General features: G+C 30.5%; 13 protein-coding genes. 9 read left to right on the forward strand and 4 right to left on the reverse strand.

The features are described from left to right. Positions 1-23 precede the first annotated feature (23 nt). On the reverse strand, positions 24-1,502 hold the full coding sequence (locus BUA82_RS08980) for a spore germination protein (RefSeq protein ID WP_073006805.1): 1,479 nt from the start codon (positions 1,500-1,502) through the stop codon (positions 24-26). A 221-nt stretch (positions 1,503-1,723) separates the two neighbouring features. Between BUA82_RS08980 and BUA82_RS08985 the strand changes: the two genes are divergently transcribed. The 5 genes from BUA82_RS08985 (at position 1,724) to BUA82_RS09005 (ending at position 8,128) form a co-directional block, all read left to right on the forward strand. Beyond that, the gene (locus tag BUA82_RS08985) at positions 1,724-2,827 is read left to right on the forward strand and encodes a GerAB/ArcD/ProY family transporter (protein ID WP_073006806.1); all 1,104 of its coding nucleotides are present in this window, start codon (positions 1,724-1,726) and stop codon (positions 2,825-2,827) included. A gap of 115 nt (positions 2,828-2,942) precedes the next feature. Then, on the forward strand, positions 2,943-3,539 hold the full coding sequence (locus BUA82_RS08990) for a TetR/AcrR family transcriptional regulator (RefSeq protein ID WP_073006807.1): 597 nt from the start codon (positions 2,943-2,945) through the stop codon (positions 3,537-3,539). Between the two features lie 146 nt (positions 3,540-3,685). Continuing rightward, complete coding sequence (locus BUA82_RS08995; RefSeq protein WP_073006808.1) at positions 3,686-4,390, forward strand: ABC transporter ATP-binding protein; 705 nt, start codon at positions 3,686-3,688, stop codon at positions 4,388-4,390. Between the two features lie 2 nt (positions 4,391-4,392). Next, positions 4,393-7,716, forward strand: a complete 3,324-nt coding sequence (locus BUA82_RS09000; protein WP_073006809.1) for an ABC transporter permease — start codon at positions 4,393-4,395, stop codon at positions 7,714-7,716. 196 nt (positions 7,717-7,912) lie between these two features. Beyond that, positions 7,913-8,128, forward strand: coding sequence for a CsbD family protein (locus tag BUA82_RS09005; RefSeq protein ID WP_073006810.1), 216 nt, complete (start codon positions 7,913-7,915; stop codon positions 8,126-8,128). A gap of 74 nt (positions 8,129-8,202) precedes the next feature. On the opposite strand, the gene BUA82_RS09010 is transcribed toward BUA82_RS09005, so the two are convergent. After that, on the reverse strand, positions 8,203-9,993 hold the full coding sequence (locus BUA82_RS09010; protein WP_073006812.1) for a flavocytochrome c: 1,791 nt from the start codon (positions 9,991-9,993) through the stop codon (positions 8,203-8,205). Positions 9,994-10,235: 242 nt separating this feature from the next. Between BUA82_RS09010 and BUA82_RS09015 the strand changes: the two genes are divergently transcribed. Both BUA82_RS09015 and BUA82_RS09020 read left to right on the forward strand, forming a co-directional pair. Next, positions 10,236-10,823 carry a TetR/AcrR family transcriptional regulator gene (locus BUA82_RS09015; RefSeq protein WP_073006815.1) on the forward strand — a complete coding sequence of 196 codons (588 nt, stop codon included), beginning with the start codon at positions 10,236-10,238 and terminating at the stop codon, positions 10,821-10,823. Positions 10,824-10,997: 174 nt separating this feature from the next. Continuing rightward, positions 10,998-12,383 carry a L,D-transpeptidase family protein gene (locus BUA82_RS09020; RefSeq protein ID WP_073006818.1) on the forward strand — a complete coding sequence of 462 codons (1,386 nt, stop codon included), beginning with the start codon at positions 10,998-11,000 and terminating at the stop codon, positions 12,381-12,383. A 100-nt stretch (positions 12,384-12,483) separates the two neighbouring features. Here BUA82_RS09020 and ytvI read toward each other — a convergent pair whose 3' ends face one another. After that, positions 12,484-13,572, reverse strand: coding sequence for a sporulation integral membrane protein YtvI (gene ytvI / locus BUA82_RS09025; protein ID WP_073006821.1), 1,089 nt, complete (start codon positions 13,570-13,572; stop codon positions 12,484-12,486). A gap of 174 nt (positions 13,573-13,746) precedes the next feature. Beyond that, positions 13,747-15,360: a hypothetical protein gene (locus tag BUA82_RS09030; protein WP_073006822.1), complete on the reverse strand. Its 1,614-nt coding sequence runs from the start codon at positions 15,358-15,360 to the stop codon at positions 13,747-13,749. Between the two features lie 264 nt (positions 15,361-15,624). Here BUA82_RS09030 and BUA82_RS09035 point away from each other — a divergent pair, with 264 nt between their 5' ends. Next, on the forward strand, positions 15,625-16,920 hold the full coding sequence (locus BUA82_RS09035; protein WP_073006823.1) for a putative bifunctional diguanylate cyclase/phosphodiesterase: 1,296 nt from the start codon (positions 15,625-15,627) through the stop codon (positions 16,918-16,920). Further along, positions 16,913-18,622 carry a methyl-accepting chemotaxis protein gene (locus BUA82_RS09040; protein ID WP_073006824.1) on the forward strand — a complete coding sequence of 570 codons (1,710 nt, stop codon included), beginning with the start codon at positions 16,913-16,915 and terminating at the stop codon, positions 18,620-18,622. The genes BUA82_RS09035 and BUA82_RS09040 overlap by 8 nt, the downstream gene beginning before the upstream one ends. The last annotated feature ends 159 nt before the right edge of the window (positions 18,623-18,781 follow it).

Here is an 18,781-nt window from a genome sequence, read left to right on the forward strand (position 1 = left end):
TAGTATATTCCTTATTTATGATATTATTTTCTTATACTTCTAAACTTAAGCCTGTTTCTTGAGGCATATAATATAGGCCTTTTCTTTATTTTCCATATAGGTGCTCTAATAAGAATGTCATCTATATCCTCTTTGTTATATGGCGACAAAGGATAAGTATAAGGAATTCCAAAACTTCGTATGTTAGATAAATGGCCTAAGATAAAAAGAACTGAAATAAGTAATCCGAATATACCCATGATGCTTGAAAAAAACAAACATAATATTCTACAATAAATAACACTTTCATAAAGAAGCCTAGAGGGGATAATCATAGAAGTAATAGCTGTAATGGCACCTGTTATAACCACGATAGCTGATACAATCCCCGCTTTAACAGCAACCTCACCTATTATTAAAGCGCCAACCAAGCTAACAGTAGAACCTATGGTCTTTGGAAGTCTAGTCCCCAATTCCCTAAGTAGTTCAAAGCCTACCAGCATTAATATTATTTCCACTATAGGAGGAAAGGGTAGTGTTCTTCTCTGAGAGGATAGTGTTATCAGCATTCTAATGGGAATTAATTCATGATTGTAATTGGTTATAGCTATATAAAAACCTGGAAGAAAAATTGATGTAAAATAACTTATATATCTTAACCATCTTATAAGAGTGCTTATGTAAAAAGAATTGTAATAGTCATCTGAAACTTGAAAGAATGATACAAAAGGAGCAGGTGTAATTAAAACAAAAGGAGTCTTATCTACAAGTATAGCTATTTGCCCCTCGTGAAGATTCCCTACTACTTTATCAATTCTTTCAGTGACATTTACCGCTGGAAAGGGTGAGTAAGGATTATCTTCTATAAGCTCTGCAATATTTGTTGAATCTAAAATTAAGTCTATATCTATGCTGTTTAGTCTATTTATAACTTCAGTAACAATTTTATTATTTGCAATATTATTTAGATAAACTACATTGATGCTTGTTTTTGAATTTCTTCCTATTGTTAATGAATGAGCTTTAAGATTAACATTTGGGATATAACGTCTCAATAAAGCTATGTTTTTAGCAATATTATTAGTAAAAGCATCTTTGTTACCCATTATAGAAGGTTCTGTCTGAGTTTCTTTTGTTACAGTATATTCTGCTATATTTATCACTGCAGCTTTTATATTTCCTTCCATAAAAACAAGTACTTCTCCAGAAAAGATTTTATCAATTCCTTGTGATAGATTGTCAATTAAACTTATCCTTCCTATGGGTAATTCATCCTTTAATTTTTCTATAGATAACTCCTGCATATCAGAAATATTTTTTAAAATTCCTTCTGTTAACAATAATTTATCCACTAAATTATTAACGTATATTATATAAATTTCAACATTTTGTATAGTTAACTTTCTAAAAATTATATCTTCACAGTTTGAATAGATATTCTGTAAAAGGTTAATATTGTCATTTATATTTGATGATATTAAAACAGTATTTTCATTATTATTTGAACTTTTATTTTCTGACATATTTTCCTCCAAAGGTATTTATTAATTAGAAAATTATTTTTAAATTAATAGGTAACTAAGAATTTTTAATATGTATTAGTTTGCATAAATAATAAAATTTTATCTATAAATTTTTAGGATATTAAAACCTATTTTTATAAGGCAACCTGTAGATAATAAAAATATTATTATTAGGAAAGATAGTATATATAAAGATTAGATGAGTTTATGGAGGATTATTAATGAAATCAAAGGAAGTTATATCCTTAAGACAGCTTTTTTTTATAATTGTGGGCTACACTACAGGGGCTGCTTTTATTTTGATAGCAGGCCTTAACTATATGAAAAAAGGCATATATGTTTCTGATTTTTTTACTCTTTGTTTAGGAGTTATTATGATGATTATGATGAGCTATATCATAAAAAAATATCCTAATAAAAATATTTCTTATATTGCAGAAGATATTTTTGGAAAAGTAGGGGCATGGTTTGCAATAATGATCTTTCTTCTAGCAGCATTTTTTATTGGCTGTCTTACTGAATATCATATTTCCAATTTAATGAGTCAAATGATTATGCTTGAGATGCCTAAATGGGTTGTAGTAATTTTTATTACAATAGCTACTACACTGATTTTAAACAATGGATTTGAGGTAACATCTAGAGCTATAGAATGTATATATCCATTATTGTTAGGAGTTACCTTTATATTATTTATTACAATGTTTATTTTAATGTTTGATTATAAAAGCTTATGGCCCATTGTTAATGAAAGGCCTGTGGATATAATACGCGCAACCATAGTTTCTTATGCTTTCCCTTATGCAGATATGGTTCTACTTTTATTCATTTTTCCTTTGTTAAAGCAGACCAAGGGGGTATTAAAAGTTTCACTAAAAGGAACTTTAACCGTGGGACTTTTTTTTATACTTCAAGGTATTGTGGTGGTTAGTGCCTTTGGAGGAACACAAGCCCAAAAGTTTAATTTCCCCTTTTTTGAAGTTGCAAGATTAATATCTTTTGGAGAATATTTTGAAAGACTTGAAATACTAATTTTAATTATTTGGTTTTTCGGCATATTTATTAAACTTTCAGTATGTATTTTTGTATGTTCAAAATGTTTTCAATATTTGTTTAAGCTAAAAGATTATAAACCCCTTGTTTTTCCATGTGGACTTTTACTTATTCCTTTTGGAGTAAATTTGACTACAGACTTAAATGATGGAAGAGTCTTACATTACGTATTCATTTTAACTGCTAAACTACCAATGATAATTATATTTGCACTCATGTTTATTATTACTTTGATTAAAAGTAAATCTATTAAAAATAAAGATACTAAATAAATGGCAGGCATATGAGCTATAACTTATTTTTCCCCATAAGTTATAACTCATATGCCTGCCATTGACAATATTCTTTAAATATTGTAATCTTTTAAAAGAGAACGGAGGTTTTCTAATGCAATATTTAAAAGACGAAGTTAGAAATTGTATAGAGGAACAGGCATTGAAAGAATTCAAGGAGTTTGGGTACAAAGGAGCTTCTATAAGAAATATAGCAAAGAAGGCTAATACTTCAGTAGGAAATATATATAAATATTTTCACAGTAAAGAAGACTTGTATGAAAGTCTTATAGGTTCTTTATATCATAAGCTTATGAATTATATTGAGCAGTTTAATAAGGTGGATATTAATGATAAAGCGGAGTACATTTTTTATGGACTAATGGAAAAAATAATAGAGATATTTGAAGAAAATAGCACAGAGATTGCTATTCTTTTTAATAAAAGCCAGGGCTCTAAATATGATAATTGCAAAAATACCTTTGTGGAGTTTATAACTAGAATAGTTACAGAAACCACAACTTATAAACTTAGCTTACAAGGTAAAAAACTTAAGGATAATTTCATCATATACCTTCTTTCCTACAGTATGGTAGAGAGCATGTCTATGATATTGCAAGAGAAAGAAGATGGAACCGAGGTAAGAAAATATATGCTTAGCATAATTGATATCTTCTTTATGCACATAGATGAACATTTAAATATTGATTAAAGTAAATTGCAGAAAAATATTTATATATAATAGAAATTATATAGTGAATAAGTAAAGTGATATTCTACTACTTTAGTGGTGGTAGAATTTTTTAAACTAAAAGAGAACAAAGGTTCATGCTGAAACTAATGAAGGAGAAAGATGGAATGAGTAATTTTATAGAGTTAAAAAATGTTAGAAAGAGCTATACCATGGGAGAGGTGGTTATTAAGGCAGTAGATGATGTTTCATTTTCAATAGATAAAGGAGAATTTGTAATTATACTTGGTGCCAGTGGTGCTGGAAAATCTACAATACTTAATCTTTTAGGCGGTATGGATCAGGTAACAGAAGGAAGTATTTATGTGGATGGCAACGACATAAGCAAATATAATAAAAAGATGCTTACAAAGTATAGAAGGGATGATATAGGGTTTGTATTTCAGTTTTATAATCTAGTGCAAAATTTAAATGCATTGGAAAATGTGGAACTGGCAGTAGATATATGCAAAGATCCTATGGATCCTGAGGAAGTGCTTAAAAGCGTTGGTCTTGGAGATAGAACAGGAAATTTCCCTTCCCAACTATCTGGTGGTGAGCAGCAAAGGGTCGCTATAGCTAGGGCACTAGCTAAAAATCCAAAGGTGCTTCTTTGCGATGAACCTACAGGAGCCTTAGACTATAATACTGGGAAATCAATATTAAAGCTTCTTACAGATACATTAAAAAAATATAATATGACCGTGGTGGTGATCACCCATAATTCCGCTTTAGCGCCTATTGCCGATAAGGTGATAACTGTGAAAAATGGTAAGGTGGAAAGCATTAAGAAAAATGCTAATCCTGTGTCCATAGAAAGCGTAGAGTGGTAATTATGTCAAAATCATTTTTAAAAAATTTATTTAGAGATATAAAAAAGACATTTTCAAGATTCCTATCCATAGTTATCATAATAGCGGTGGGGGTATCTTTCTATGCTGGGGTAAGGGCCACCAGTCCAGATATGAAAATGTCCGCAGATAGTTATTTTAAAGATAATAATCTTATGGATTTTAAATTGATTTCCTCTCTTGGGCTTACTAAGGATGATATCAGCGAGATAAAAAAGCAAAAGGGTATAGGAGAGGTACAAGGTTCCTATTCCTTGGATGCGGTAATTGAAAAGGATAAGAAGTCTTTGGTGGTAAATGTTAATTCTCTCTTAGAGGATAATGGCATAAACAAAATTACCATGGTTAGAGGAAGTGCTCCAAAAAATGAGGATGAAATTGTAGTGGAAGAGCATTTTTTTGTGGAGCATAAACTTAATCTAAATGATAATTTGGTGCTTAAATCTGGTAAAGAAACACCTATAGAAGACAATTTGACCCGCAGTGAATTTAAAATTGTAGGAACTGCCATATCTCCTCTATATGTATCTAGGCAAAGACAGCTTAGCTCCTTGGGTAGTGGTACAGTAAGAGGCTTTGTTTATGTATTACCCAGTGTATTTAAAAGCGAGGTTTATACAGAAATATATGCTAAAGCCCATAGTATCGCATCCAATGACAGTCTTCTAAACCATGAAGAATATACTAGTGATATGAAGGCCATTGAAAATAACTTTAAAGACTTAGGCACTGTGAGAAGTGCTGCAAGATATGATGAGGTTTTAAAAAGTGGAAATGATAAGATAAAAGAAGCAGAAGATAAGCTTATAAGCGCTAAAAAAGAGGCAGAAGATAAGTTTGCTTATGGATACAAAAAACTGGATAGCGCTAGAGATAAAATAAACAAAGGAAAAGAAGAGCTTAAAGCTAATGAAGCCCTTTTTAACAAAAAAATTCAAGAAGGCATAAAGCAAATAGAAGAGGGTAAAAAGCAAATACAAGCTGGCGAAGTGGAGATAGCTAACAAGCTTAAAGATATTGAAAAAGGTAAATTGGAAATTGCAGAAGACAGGAAAAAGCTTGCGGACAATGAACAACAGCTAAAAGCGGGTAAGGAACAAGCAGCTTATGGAATTTCTAATGCATTAGGAGAAAGAATAAAAGAACTGGAAGCCAATCTAAAGGATCCAGCATATTTACAGCAATATAATATGTTAAAGCCCATTTATGAAGAGGTTAAGGGAAAAGACTTTGATAGTATTTACACCATTTTACAGGAAAAAGGATTATTAGATATTACAAAACCTGCAGTGGATATGGAAGCACTTAAGAAATCTCAAGAAGAAATTGCAGCAGGAAAACAGCAGTTAGATAACAATGAAAAACTGCTTTTTCAGGGAGAAAGTAAAATAAAAGCAGGTAAGGAAGAACTGGAAGCAAATAATAAGAAAATAGCTGCCTCAGAAGCTCAATTAAATAAAGAAAAGCAGCAAGGGGTAGAAAAGCTTAATAAGGCTAAAAAGGATTTAGAAGAGGGTGAAGCACAGCTTAATGAAAACACCAAAACCTTAAAGGAAGAAGAAGAAAAGGCCAATGGCAAGTTTATAGATGGAGAAAGAGAGATTCAGGAAAACAAGGATAAACTTAAGGATATTAAAGAGCCAGAGTGGTATGTGCTGGGGAGAAGCGCTAATGTGGGATATGAAACTTATAGACAAGATAGCGATAGGATAGACAAAATAGGAAGGGTGTTTCCACTGATATTTTTCCTAGTAGCAGCCTTGGTCAGCCTTACCACCATGACCAGAATGGTGCAAGAAAACAGAATAGAAATAGGAACCTTTAAGGCTTTAGGCTATTCTAGAATATCTATAGTAGCACATTATTTAATATATTCACTTAGTGCAAGCCTTGTGGGGAGTTTAATAGGGTTATCCTTTGGATTTAGGCTTTTTCCGCCATTAATAATGAAGGCCTATAGCTCCTTATATACCATACCTAACCAGTTAAGTCCATTTAATGTTAAACTGTCTATGCAAGCTGCTTTATTAGCCATAGTATTTACCACTGTAGCAGCGGTGGCGGCCACTTTAGATGAGTTAAGAGAGGTACCAGCTTCATTAATGAGGCCTAAGCCCCCTAAGTCAGGGAAAAAGATACTGCTGGAGAGAGTGACTTTTATATGGAAAAGGCTGGGTTTTACTAGCAAGGTTACAGCAAGAAATATATTTAGATATAAACAAAGACTTTTCATGACGGTGATAGGAATAGCTGCTTGTACAGGGCTTATGATAACAGGCTTTGGACTTAAGGAAGGTATAATTGGTTCTACAAAAAATCAGTTTAACAAGATTTACAAATATGATATGATAACCACCCTCCCTAAAAACTTAAATGAAGAAGAAAAGAATGAGTTGAAAGATAAGATATCTAAGGATTCAAATATTAACTCTATATTATTTACTTATTCAAAAAATGCTACCCTCACCAAAAAGGATGGAGGGCAGGAAGATGTATATGTGGTGATTCCAGAAGAAAAAGAAGAGTTTAATAAATATATTAATATAAATATGAAAGATAAGCCTCTAAAGTTAGAAGAGGGGACAATTATCACAGAAAAACTATCAAAACTTATAAATAAGAAAGCAGGAGATACTTTAGACATAACCTTGAATGGTAAGGTGATACAGGCTAAGATTATAGGTATTGCAGAGCATTACATAGGACATTATGTGTATATAAGCCCTGATTATTATGAAAAAATAACTGGAGAAAAGCCTAGTTATAATGGATTTTACGGATTACTGCAAAGTACCTCAGAAGAGGCTCAGAACAATACCTCAAAGGATTTAAGAAATATTAGCAAGATACAGTCAGTGAGCTTCAAAAATAATGTTAAGATCGATATGGATAGCAGCATGGAAAGCGTAAATTCCGTGGTGATAGTGCTAATAGTATCCGCTGGAGTTTTGGCTTTTGTGGTAATATACAACCTTACCAACATCAATATCAATGAAAGAAAGAGGGAACTAGCCACCATAAAGCTCTTAGGGTTTTACGATAATGAACTGGCAGCTTATATTTATAGGGAAAATATAATATTGACAATCATAGGAAGTTTAACGGGGATAGTTGCAGGAATAGTACTTAATTATCTTGTGCTCACCACCACAGAAACTAATGTAATAATGTTTTTAAAGAACATCAGCCCAATTTATTTTCTATATTCAGTAATACTCACCATGATATTCTCAGTTATTGTAAATTTGGTAATGTACAAAAGATTCGATAAAATTGACATGATAGAATCTCTAAAGAGTGCAGAATAACAATGGCAGCCACACGAGTTATGAGTTATTTAAAATTCATAACTTAGTGGCTATGGTTTATTAAGATTTTGGAAATACTATAAGAATAAAATAAACTTTTCATTTCAAGAATGTAAAAGTATTACCAAACTTATTGCAAGTGCAGAATTAGTAACCTACAATGATGATAAACATAAATCAAGGGAGGTTATTGAAAATGAATGATAAGATATTTAAAGGTAAGTGGAACCAGTTTAAAGGAGAAGTAAAGAAAAACTGGGGTGAGTTTACAGATGATGAAATAGATAGATTAGAAGGAGAAAAAGACATATTAATTGGAAAAATCCAAGAAAAATATGGCAAGAGCAAAGAAGAAGCTGAAAAAGACTTTAATCATTGGTATAATAACCTTGATTCAAGAATGAGAGACTAAGTTAGACCTAAGATGTAATATATAATAAAGCTCATGTATCCACATGAGCTTTATTTATTTTAAATACTAACTAATTATTTACCTTCAGCTGCGCTTTTACCAGCGATTCTTCCGAATACTACTGTATCAGCTAAAGCATTACCACCTAAACGGTTGGAACCGTGAATACCTCCAGTAGTCTCACCGGCCGCATAAAGTCCACGTATAACTTTACCATTCTTATCTAATACTTGTGCACTTGGATTGATTTCAATACCACCCATGGTGTGGTGAGCTGTAGGTACACGTGCACCGGCATAGAAAGGAGCAGTATCGATTTTATCTTTATATAGTGTTCTTCCAAATTTATCTTTAGCTTTGGTTTCCACTGATTTGTTAAATTCAGCCACAGCATTTTTAAGGTTGTCTGGGTTTGCACCTATTTGTTTTGCAAGATCTTCTAAGGTATCAGCTTTATAAGCTCTACCTGCTTTTACAAGTTCATCAATAGATTCATTAAAGTTGTTTTTTGTATCTCCTGTAGGATAGGAATGCTTATCTAGTATTACCCACATGGAGGCATCCTTTTGTTCAAAAAGTGCTTTTGTCATTACATCTCTACGAGCACCTTCATCTACAAATCTATTACCATCTTTATTTACAAAAATACGATTTTCAACACCTTGTTCAATGTTTCCACTTAAGCTTCCGGTTTTAGGATCTCCCATAGGAAGAAGTTGTATATGTTCCATTCCAACAAGGTTTGCACCAGCTTTTTCAGCCATAAATATTCCGTCTCCAGTGGGGCCTACATGGTTTGTGGTTTTGATATTTGTAAGGTCTGACCACATCTTGTTATATTTATTTCTCATTTCCACATTAGCAGCAAAACCACCGGTAGCCATAACTACACCCTTGCTTGCTTTAGCTACTATTTCATCGTCAGCACCTTCTGCTTTAACACCTACTACTTTACCGTTTTCAACTATAAGCTCAGTAGCTTTGCTATTAACCATAATTTCTATATCAGCTTTATTTTTTTCAATATAATTCATATAAGTTTCAATATAACCAGTACCAAGAGGTTTAACAGGCTTGTGAGATCTTGGCCATAAAGCACCTAAAACGGTGAATATGTCATCTTTAAACTGCATTCCCATACTCTCTAACCATTCTATGCCTGGGTATGCGTTTTCAACAAAGGTTCTTACCATTTCAGGCTTGGCTACCTTATCTCCACCTTCATAGGTTTGAGTATAATGCTTGTCTACAGAATCTTCCACCCCAGCCTTAGCTTGTCTTTTAGGGTCTACTGCATTATAGGCTGCACCAGAAATTATAGTATTTCCACCAACCTTTGGCATCTTTTCAAGTACTAAAACTTTAGCACCGTTTTGATGAGCAGTTACTGCAGCAGCAAGTCCAGATCCACCTCCGCCTATCACAACTACATCTACATTTTTTTCTATTTTTTTTAGAGAAGCTTTATCTTTTTCAGGTTTCTTTTCTAAATCTTTTATATTAGCACCTGCTTTTTCAAGAGCTTTTTTCACAGCTTCTAATACACCTTTACTAGACACTGTGGCACCAGCGATGGTATCTACTCCAATGCTTTGATACTTTACAATATCTTCAGGAATTTTCTTTAGTGCCAAATCACTTACTCCTGGAGTTTCATCATGTTTTAAAACTTTAACAGCAGTTATCTTATTTTCATCTACAGTAACTTCAACTTGAATCTTTCCATGAATTCCTTCACCTTCACCGGTATATGTACCAGGTTTAAAAGCACCTTTACCGCTCTTTTGTGTTTTGCCGCAGCCTATGATAGAAAATACCATTAATGCAGATAATAATAACACTAGAGCCTTTTTAAACTTCTTCATAAATTCTGTTTCCTCCTAATATAGTTATCATAGTTGATTTTTGGAATATCCAGCTTAAGGGCGCCTAGTATAAGCTGAAATTAATTTAATGAACTAGTTCGGTGAATACGTTCATTATAAGATGCTGTTAAAAAATTGTCAATATATTGTTGGCTTTTTCTTCAAATTTGACAAATGGCATAAGTCTTATATAATTAATGCAGATTATATTTTTAAAAATTCTTTTTGTGAGGCGAATAGTTATGGGTGAGCAAAAATTAACTAAAAGACAAATCCAAGCTCAAAATACTCAAAATAAAATATATTGCACTGCTATTGATCTTTTAGAGAAAAAGGGATTTGACAATCTAACTGTGGAAGAAATATGCCAGAAAGCAGGGGTTTCTATAGGTTCCTTTTATAATTACTTCAAATCAAAAAATGATATACTTAACATAATATATAAGGTTGCCGATGAGTACTTTAATGATGTAGTAGCTAATGAGATAAAAGAAGGGCATTCTTATGAAAAAATAGTGAGATTTTTTAAGTTTTATGCGGATTATAACGCAGAGCGAGGACTTGATTTTATAAAGCATCTATATAACTCTCAAAATAAAATATTTATCACTGATGGGAGGAATATGCAGAACGTACTTCAAAAGATTATAGAAGAAGGGCAAGAAAAGAGAGAGATTGAAGCGCAAATTAAGCCTAGAGAAATGGTAGAATACCTATTCATAGCAGCTAGAGGCCTCATCTATGATTGGTGCCTTCATGACGGCAATTATGATCTTAGTGAGTTTGTGGTAAATTACATGAAAAGACTAGTAAAAATATTTATTATATAGAATTGGCATCCATATGAGTTATTTTTCAATAACTCGTATGGATGCCATTATTATATTTTTAAATAAGTAATAACTCATATGCCTACAATTACATATTATATAAATAGATTTAATATAATATAAGGTCATTATTTCAACTAGAAATTTTAGTAATGATGATATGAGGGGGATGTTATGAGAGATAAAAAAAGAAAGTACAGAAAAATTGTACTAGTGGCCTTGGCGGTTTTTTTTAGCCTACTTATGATATATTTGGGGATTTCAGCTTATTTTATGAATCGTTTTTACTTTGGTTCTTCTATTAATTCTATTAGTGTTTTTGGCAAAACCGTAAATGAGGCACAGGAAGAGCTGGCTGATATAGTTACAAATTACACTCTAACTTTGCATGAAAGGGGAGGACTGAAGGAGGAGATATCAGGAAAGGATATTAATCTGGTTCATAACCTTGAAAATAAAATTCAGAGTTTAAAAGATGAGCAAAGTCCTTTCCTGTGGGTTAAAGGGCTATTTATTAAAGAGGATACCACTTTAACGGAAATGGTAACCTTTGATGAAAAGTTGTTAAAAGAAAAAATTGATAAGTTAAAATGCTTCCAAGATAGCAATATAATCCTGCCTAAAAACCCAACATTCACATTTACAGGTAAAGGATATGACATAGTTAAAGAAGTTAATGGTAATAAGGTTAATAAGGAGGTTCTGTACAAGCAGGTTAAAGATTCCATAGTTAAGGGAATACCAAGCATTAATCTTGAAGAAATGAATTGCTACGAAAAACCTAAATATAATTCAAAGTCTAAAGAAATATTAAACACTAAGAATCTTCTTAATAAATATATAGCGTCTAAAATCACTTATAATTTTGGAAAGCACACAGAAGTATTAGATGCATCTAAATTTAATGCTTGGATTAAAGTCGATGAAAAATATGAAATTACCATTGATGAAGCAAAGGTAAAAAGTTACGTAGAAACCCTTTCTAATAAGTATGATACTTATGGCACTACAAGAAGCTTTGTTACATCCTCAGGAGCCACTAAAAAAGTTAGAGGCGGAAACTATGGATGGCTTATTAATAAGAGTAAAGAAGTGAAGGAGTTAGTTGAAGCCATAAAGGCTGGAGAAACTATAACAAAAAAGCCTGTCTATGAGCAAGCAGCCTTTGGTACTGTGGACAATGACATTGGAAATACCTACCTGGAGATAGATCTTACAAAACAGTATTTATGGTTTTATAAAAATGGAACTTTAATTACTAAGGGTTCTGTGGTTACCGGAAATGTAAGCAGTAATCATACCACACCTTCTGGAACTTATAAATTGACTTATAAGCAAAAAGATGCAGTATTAAGAGGACCAGGTTATGCTGCTCCAGTTACCTATTGGATGCCTTTTAATGGAGGTATTGGACTTCACGATGCCAGTTGGAGAGCAGCCTTTGGAGGAGAAATATACAAAACTAACGGCTCTCACGGCTGCATAAATGCACCTTACCAAGTGGCGGAGTCTGTATTCAAAAATATTGAAGCTGGAGTGCCTGTTGTTTGTTACCATTAAGGAGAATAGTTAATTTCCTTAATTCTTATTATTAATATAATACAAATGTTGAATGGTAATTTAAAAGAGCCATTAAAACAAAAGCGGATAAACAAAATAACTAAAGAGGGTTAAATAATATATCTTTTAAAGTTTTACCCTTGTAAATACTTGTAAATAGGCTTTTTACTACTATTATAACAATAGGTCCTAGTATTAAGCCTACAGCTCCTAGAAGTTTTAAACCAACGTACATGGACATAAGGGTAAAAAGAGGGTGAATACCTATTTGATGTCCAATAATTTTAGGTTCAACAACCTGTCTTACTATTAAGATCACTAAATAAAGTATTAAAAGAGATATTCCAACCCTAGGGTTATTTGTAATTATTTCATAAATAGCCCAAGGTATTAATACTGTTCCTGTTCCTAGTATTGGCAGTATATCAATTATACAAATTATAGATGCAAGAACTAGTGAATACTTTATTCCAATAATTGAAAAACCTAAAAGAAGCTCTGTAAAGGTTATAGATAATATAATTAAATAAGCTCTTATTAATTTGAATAAAGATGAGAAAATATCATTTTTTATGTTATATACTTTATCAACCCAGTTTTCTGGAAAATGGGTTGCAAGAAATCTATGCAAATTTTTCCTATCACTAGATAAAAAGTAAGTAGATAATATGGTAATAAGTATAAAAACTAATAAGGCAGGTAATGAAAAAGCTGTATTAACTAGACTTTTAGCAATATTATTTAGTAAACCGCCTACATAACTAAACAAACTAGAGAGCAATTCACCAATATATTGAGTTAACTCTTTAGGGAGCCCTATGATTAAATTATTGCCACTGCTACTTATCTGGGTAATATTCTTATAAAAATCATTAATAAAAGAAGGAAGTATCAATAATACATCTTTTATTTCTTTAATTAATCTTAATACTAATAGAGATAATAAAAAGCCTAGAGTAAATAATATCAAAATTACACCTAAAGCCGAAGATATTTTTCTAGATAAATTAAGCTTATTTACCATCAGCTTTACAAAAGGTTCTATAAGAAATGATAATAAAAGAGCAATAATAAAAGGTAAAAAGTAATAAATAGATTTATAGCATACAAACAATAGTAAAAATATTCCCAATATGTTAATGAGAAATATTTTTGCTTTTTTCTTATCTAATACATATTCTTTATTCATAGTACACCCCTATCTAATAATAAGTATATTAATTATATATTTTCCTATATCTTTAGTTAAAAAGCTATAATATTTTAAAATTTAAATTGTTTTTATAAAGAAATTTATATTGTGACTTTTAAAAATAATTATAAATATTACTGATAAACTTAAGGTAGTGATAAACTATCTAAGCTAATTAAACTTATTAAGTTTATTTATTTTGCTTTGAAGCCATTTTATAACTTCAGTTTTTTCTTTATTTAAGTTATTTATATTATTCCAAAGTAGTAAAAAATAATCTTGAAATGCACTGACTACTTGTTTTTCTGAAATCAATAACTTTATTTTGTTACTATAATCATTAGAAATATAAGTATCTTTCGTATTATTATTCATTTCTTCTATAAACACTTTACTATGTTCTTTTACTACCCAACAAATTTTTGATATATTTTCATAATCGCTTTTATTTATAATTGCTATTTGGTAATTTTCATAAGTTCTTAGCATATGTATAACATTTTCAAGATGATATATAATATCTTTTTTGTGCTGAAAATTATTATCAAAGGAGCAATAATTATTAAATGAATATTTTTCTTCAGCTATTAAATTTTCTATTGATTCTTTAAACCAAATCTCTTTAAATTTGTAATATTTTATTTGAGATTTAAATGCATTAATTCTTCGTTTATGTAAAGATAAAAGCTTTAATATTTCCTTTTCAGATTTTTTACTTAAGCCTAAATACTTTTTATATAAATCAATTGGAAAAGTAATTTCGCTTATATCATCTGTAAAAACATACCTATCTCCAAGGCTTTCTTCTGTTTTAGTAATCATACACTGAAATTGCATTGAATTTTGAGCTAGATATGGTTTTAATAAGGGCTTAGCTGATGAAAAAATTTGAGAAAAATGGTTTGTTAAAATTTCTATACTTATATCTGATTTGAAAAGGAATGCACTATCAATTTCACTTTTAAATTGAGATGAAAAACAATATAAGGCACATATCTTAGGTATAATAATAATTTCATTATCTATAAGTAAATCGGGTTTTTTTATATAATAAATTGAGTATCTTTTTGTAGAAAGTGCAAACTGCATATCCTCTATAAGTTTAATGTTTTTCTTCTTATTATTAAGATTTACTAAATATACTATTTTCCAACCGCTAATTAGAAGATTATAAAGTGCTTGCTTCCATCTAATATTAAATTCCTTAAAATAAGGCAGAAGCTCCATGGTAGTATTATAAGTAATAATTATTGGATCCCTTGTAGGCTTTTGACTCTTATATAGGCTTTCTAAAATATTTAATGCTGCATATAAAACTTCTTTATTTCCTTTTATAATATCTATGTTATCAGTACCATAAAACAAATTTTCTTTGATAGGTAATTTGGGTGTATCATTATCTATATTATTAAGATGAATTTTATTACTTTTTTTTTCTGTACCTTTCTTTAATAATATCTCAATAGAATATCCTTGTGCTTCAAGAAGGGCTGAATTAATAATTTTTGATATGTTAATATCTAAGGGATCTGTTTTTTGTAAAGACCACTTATTTAAAGCATGCATAATGTTTTTTTTTTGAAATGAATTATTTATATTGTTAACTAAATAATTTGTAATAAGGTCAATATAAGGGGTACCATATTTTGGAACCCTTTCGTTGCGTAACCATTTATATATAAGTGATGAATCTACATTAATTCCTTTAGCAAGTTTACTTCCATTTAAATTATAAATTTTAAGCAATTCAGCTAAACAATCACTAAAACTTCTTATGTTATTCATATAACTTCCTCCAAATGTTAAATAGCAATGTAAAAATAATTACTAAGCATTGTTTATTAACATAATTATAATATATAAATTATAAGCTCATAAAAACCGTTTTAGTTCATTTGTCTAAGAATAAACCAGGACAAAATTTTGGCTTTATTGACAAAAAACGTCTATTTATATTAAATTAAGGACTAGTGAGAAAATTTAGTAGATGTTGTTATTTAAAATATTTAAGGACAATATATTTGCATCATTAAAGGGTAGGTGAAAAAAATGAATGATACTATTTTTCAGGATATGGTTATGCCAATACCTCAAAAAGATTATTTTAGTAAGAAACTCCAACACTTTACTAATAGAAAAGAAGATTTTTTTTCTATAGTATTTTTAAACATAGATAACTTTAAAAAAATAAACGATAGTTTTGGATATGAAGTTGGAGATGAGTTGATACTAGAGATTATTATTAAAATAAAAAAAGAGCTAAGAAATGGTGAAGAGATATTTGTGTGTGGGATCGATAAATTTATAATTGTATTACCCTATTTAGAAGAGAAATATATAATTCATAAAGCAGAGACCATTATTAATATTGTAAATAAACGCTATAAAATTAGGAAAAGTGTTTTCCAGGTATTTGGGAGGATAGGAATAAGTTCATATCCTAAAGATGGATATAATTTTCATGATATTGTTAGAAAAGCTAGTATGGCAATAGAATTTATTGAAAGCAATAATATGAATAAATACATTTTCTTTAATAAATACATGATGGATATTATTGCGGGTAAAACAACTATGGAGTCCGATTTAAGAACAGCTATACAAAATAATCAATTTATACTTTATTATCAACCACTTGTTTCTATAAAGGATAAAGAAGTTATTGGAGCAGAAGCTTTAATTAGATGGAATCATCCTGTTAAGGGAATGGTTTCGCCTATAGAATTTATTCCTTTGGCAGAGGAGACTGGACTTATAAATGATATAGGGGAATGGGTTATAAAGGATGCTTTTAAACAAAGTAAGATATGGCAGGAAAAAGGCTATGATAAATTAAAGGTTTTAATAAATATTTCAGCAATACAGTTGAGATACTATAGCCTTCTAAATTATATTAAAGAAACTTTAGATAAAGTAAGAAATAATCCTAAAAACATTAAAATAGAGATAACGGAAACCGTAATGATGGATTCATATGAACAGGGGGTTAAAATCATAAACGACCTTAATGAATTAGGTATAGATACTATATTGGATGACTTTGGAGTAGGTCATTCATCATTAAGTCATTTAAAAACTTTACCAATAAGTACTTTAAAAATTGATAAGAGTTTTATTGATAATATTCATAGAGAAAAATGGGATAAAGAAATTGTCCAAGGAATAGTTAATCTTGGGCATAAAATGAAAATGAGTGTAGTTGCTGAGGGCGTAGAATTTTCTGAGCAGCTAGATGTGCTAGAAGACATAGGATGTGATGCGGTTCAAGGATATATTTTAGGAAAGCCTATGGAACCGTGGTGCATTGAAAAGCTACTAAGAAGGGGAGAATGGAAAAATGTTTAAAAATTTAATGGTTAAAACAAAAATCTTTATTTTATCAGCAACGATGTTATTATTAATAGCAATAATTTCTTTAGTAAGTTATTTTGCCTTTAATAAAACTAACAGAACTATGAAAGAGATGTATACAGATAATTTACTTCCCATACAGTATCTGTTAAATAGTAAAAACCAAGCGAAATCTATTCAGGGAGGTATGTATTACTTAATATTAAATACGGGAAATAGGGATAAGCAAAATGAGAGAATAGAGCACATAAAAGAACAAGTGGATATCACTGACTCAATTTATTCAAAATATAAAGATACAAATCTTAGTAACTTTGAAAAAGAAGTATTAAAAGAACTAGAAGAAAATTTGAATAAGTATAGATTAGCAAGAGAGGATGTTATAAATCTTGCCTTGGCTGGAAAACAAAAAGAAGCCGCAGATAAAATGGAGTATATTGAAACAATAATAGATCAATACGAAAACAATTTAAATGATATAGTAAATTATAAAATAAATTCTGCAGATAAAGTAAAAGTCGAAAATGATAGAGACTTTGGAAAAACAGTAATAATATTTATTGTAATAATTATAATAGCAATTTTATTAGGCATTGGAATATCTATAATAATTTTAAAAAGTATTACTAAACCTTTAGATTTATTAAAAGAATTTGCAGAAAGGATGAAAAATTCTGACTTCTCTAAAGCTATTAATGTAACCAGAAGCGATGAATTTGGTCAAACAGCACTTGCGCTTAACGAAGCTCAAAGTATGGTAGGAGAGCTTGTCAAAGAAGTTTTAGATTCTGTTCAAGACTTAAGTGCAGGCAGTGAAGAGTTATCTGCAACAGTAGAAGAAATGACAGCAAAACTTGAAGATATTAATATATCTACAGAACAAATAGTATCAGGTACTCAGGATGCCAGTGCAGGGGCAGAAGAAATATCTGCATCTGCTGAGGAAGTAGATGCAAGTTTACAAAATCTTTCTGGACAAGCTATAGAAGGAAGTGGTAAATCAGATGCTATAAAGAAAAGAGCAATTAATGTTAAAAATAACAGTAAAATTGCCGTTGATAATACAGATAAGATTTACATAGAAAAAGAAAAGAATATACTGAAAGCTGTTAAAAAAGCAGAAGTAGTAGAAAATATAAAGATTATGACAGATACTATATCAAATATAGCAGATCAAACAAACTTACTTGCACTTAATGCAGCCATAGAGGCAGCTAGAGCTGGGGAGCAAGGAAGAGGTTTTGCAGTGGTAGCAGAAGAAGTAAGAAAACTTGCAGAGCAGTCTTCAGAGGCTGTAATAAGCATACAAGAAACCATATCAGAGGTTAGTGAAGCTTTCAAGTATTTAAAGGAAAATAGTAATGAAATATTAAGTTTTATGAGTGATAACATTAAACCACAATTTAGTAGTTTTATAGATGCTGCAAATGATTATTATAATGATGCTGAGTTTCTTTCTAATATGTCTGAGAGCATGGCCTCTATGTCAGAAGAAATAACAGCTACAATGGAGCAGGTAAGTGCAGCTATACAGGATATGGCTCAGCAGGCGCAGAAATCAAATGAAAATGCAGAAAGTATAAAAGGCGGAGTAGATGAAGCAGCAGTAGGGATGGAACAGATTTCAAAAACAGCTCAGTCTCATGCAGAAATGGCACAAAAACTGAGTGAAATTGTACAAAAGTTTAAGATTTAAAGCTTTATTAGTTAATATTACAATAATGTAAGATTAATTTAAGATTAAATTAAGAATACTTCATTGCTTAAGATTTTCAACAAACATATAATAATATAAGAGATAAGTTGTTTGAAGACTCAGATGGAATAATTGAGAAATGGTGGAGAAAATCAGTGA

It is taken from the genome of Clostridium amylolyticum (assembly GCF_900142075.1).
Taxonomy (GTDB): domain Bacteria; phylum Bacillota; class Clostridia; order Clostridiales; family Clostridiaceae; genus Clostridium_AA; species Clostridium_AA amylolyticum.

Excerpts from the sequence above, each read along its gene's own strand:
- BUA82_RS08980 (WP_073006805.1), bottom strand. The coding sequence starts at position 1,502 with ATGTCAGAAAATAAAAGTTCAAATAATAATGAAAATACTGTTTTAATA.
- BUA82_RS09020 (WP_073006818.1), top strand. The coding sequence starts at position 10,998 with ATGAGAGATAAAAAAAGAAAGTACAGAAAAATTGTACTAGTGGCCTTG.
- BUA82_RS09010 (WP_073006812.1), bottom strand. The coding sequence starts at position 9,993 with ATGAAGAAGTTTAAAAAGGCTCTAGTGTTATTATTATCTGCATTAATG.
- BUA82_RS08995 (WP_073006808.1), top strand. The coding sequence starts at position 3,686 with ATGAGTAATTTTATAGAGTTAAAAAATGTTAGAAAGAGCTATACCATG.
- BUA82_RS09005 (WP_073006810.1), top strand. The coding sequence starts at position 7,913 with ATGAATGATAAGATATTTAAAGGTAAGTGGAACCAGTTTAAAGGAGAA.
- BUA82_RS09000 (WP_073006809.1), top strand. The coding sequence starts at position 4,393 with ATGTCAAAATCATTTTTAAAAAATTTATTTAGAGATATAAAAAAGACA.
- BUA82_RS09015 (WP_073006815.1), top strand. The coding sequence starts at position 10,236 with ATGGGTGAGCAAAAATTAACTAAAAGACAAATCCAAGCTCAAAATACT.
- BUA82_RS09040 (WP_073006824.1), top strand. The coding sequence starts at position 16,913 with ATGTTTAAAAATTTAATGGTTAAAACAAAAATCTTTATTTTATCAGCA.
- BUA82_RS09035 (WP_073006823.1), top strand. The coding sequence starts at position 15,625 with ATGAATGATACTATTTTTCAGGATATGGTTATGCCAATACCTCAAAAA.
- ytvI (WP_073006821.1), bottom strand. The coding sequence starts at position 13,572 with ATGAATAAAGAATATGTATTAGATAAGAAAAAAGCAAAAATATTTCTC.
- BUA82_RS08990 (WP_073006807.1), top strand. The coding sequence starts at position 2,943 with ATGCAATATTTAAAAGACGAAGTTAGAAATTGTATAGAGGAACAGGCA.
- BUA82_RS08985 (WP_073006806.1), top strand. The coding sequence starts at position 1,724 with ATGAAATCAAAGGAAGTTATATCCTTAAGACAGCTTTTTTTTATAATT.
- BUA82_RS09030 (WP_073006822.1), bottom strand. The coding sequence starts at position 15,360 with ATGAATAACATAAGAAGTTTTAGTGATTGTTTAGCTGAATTGCTTAAA.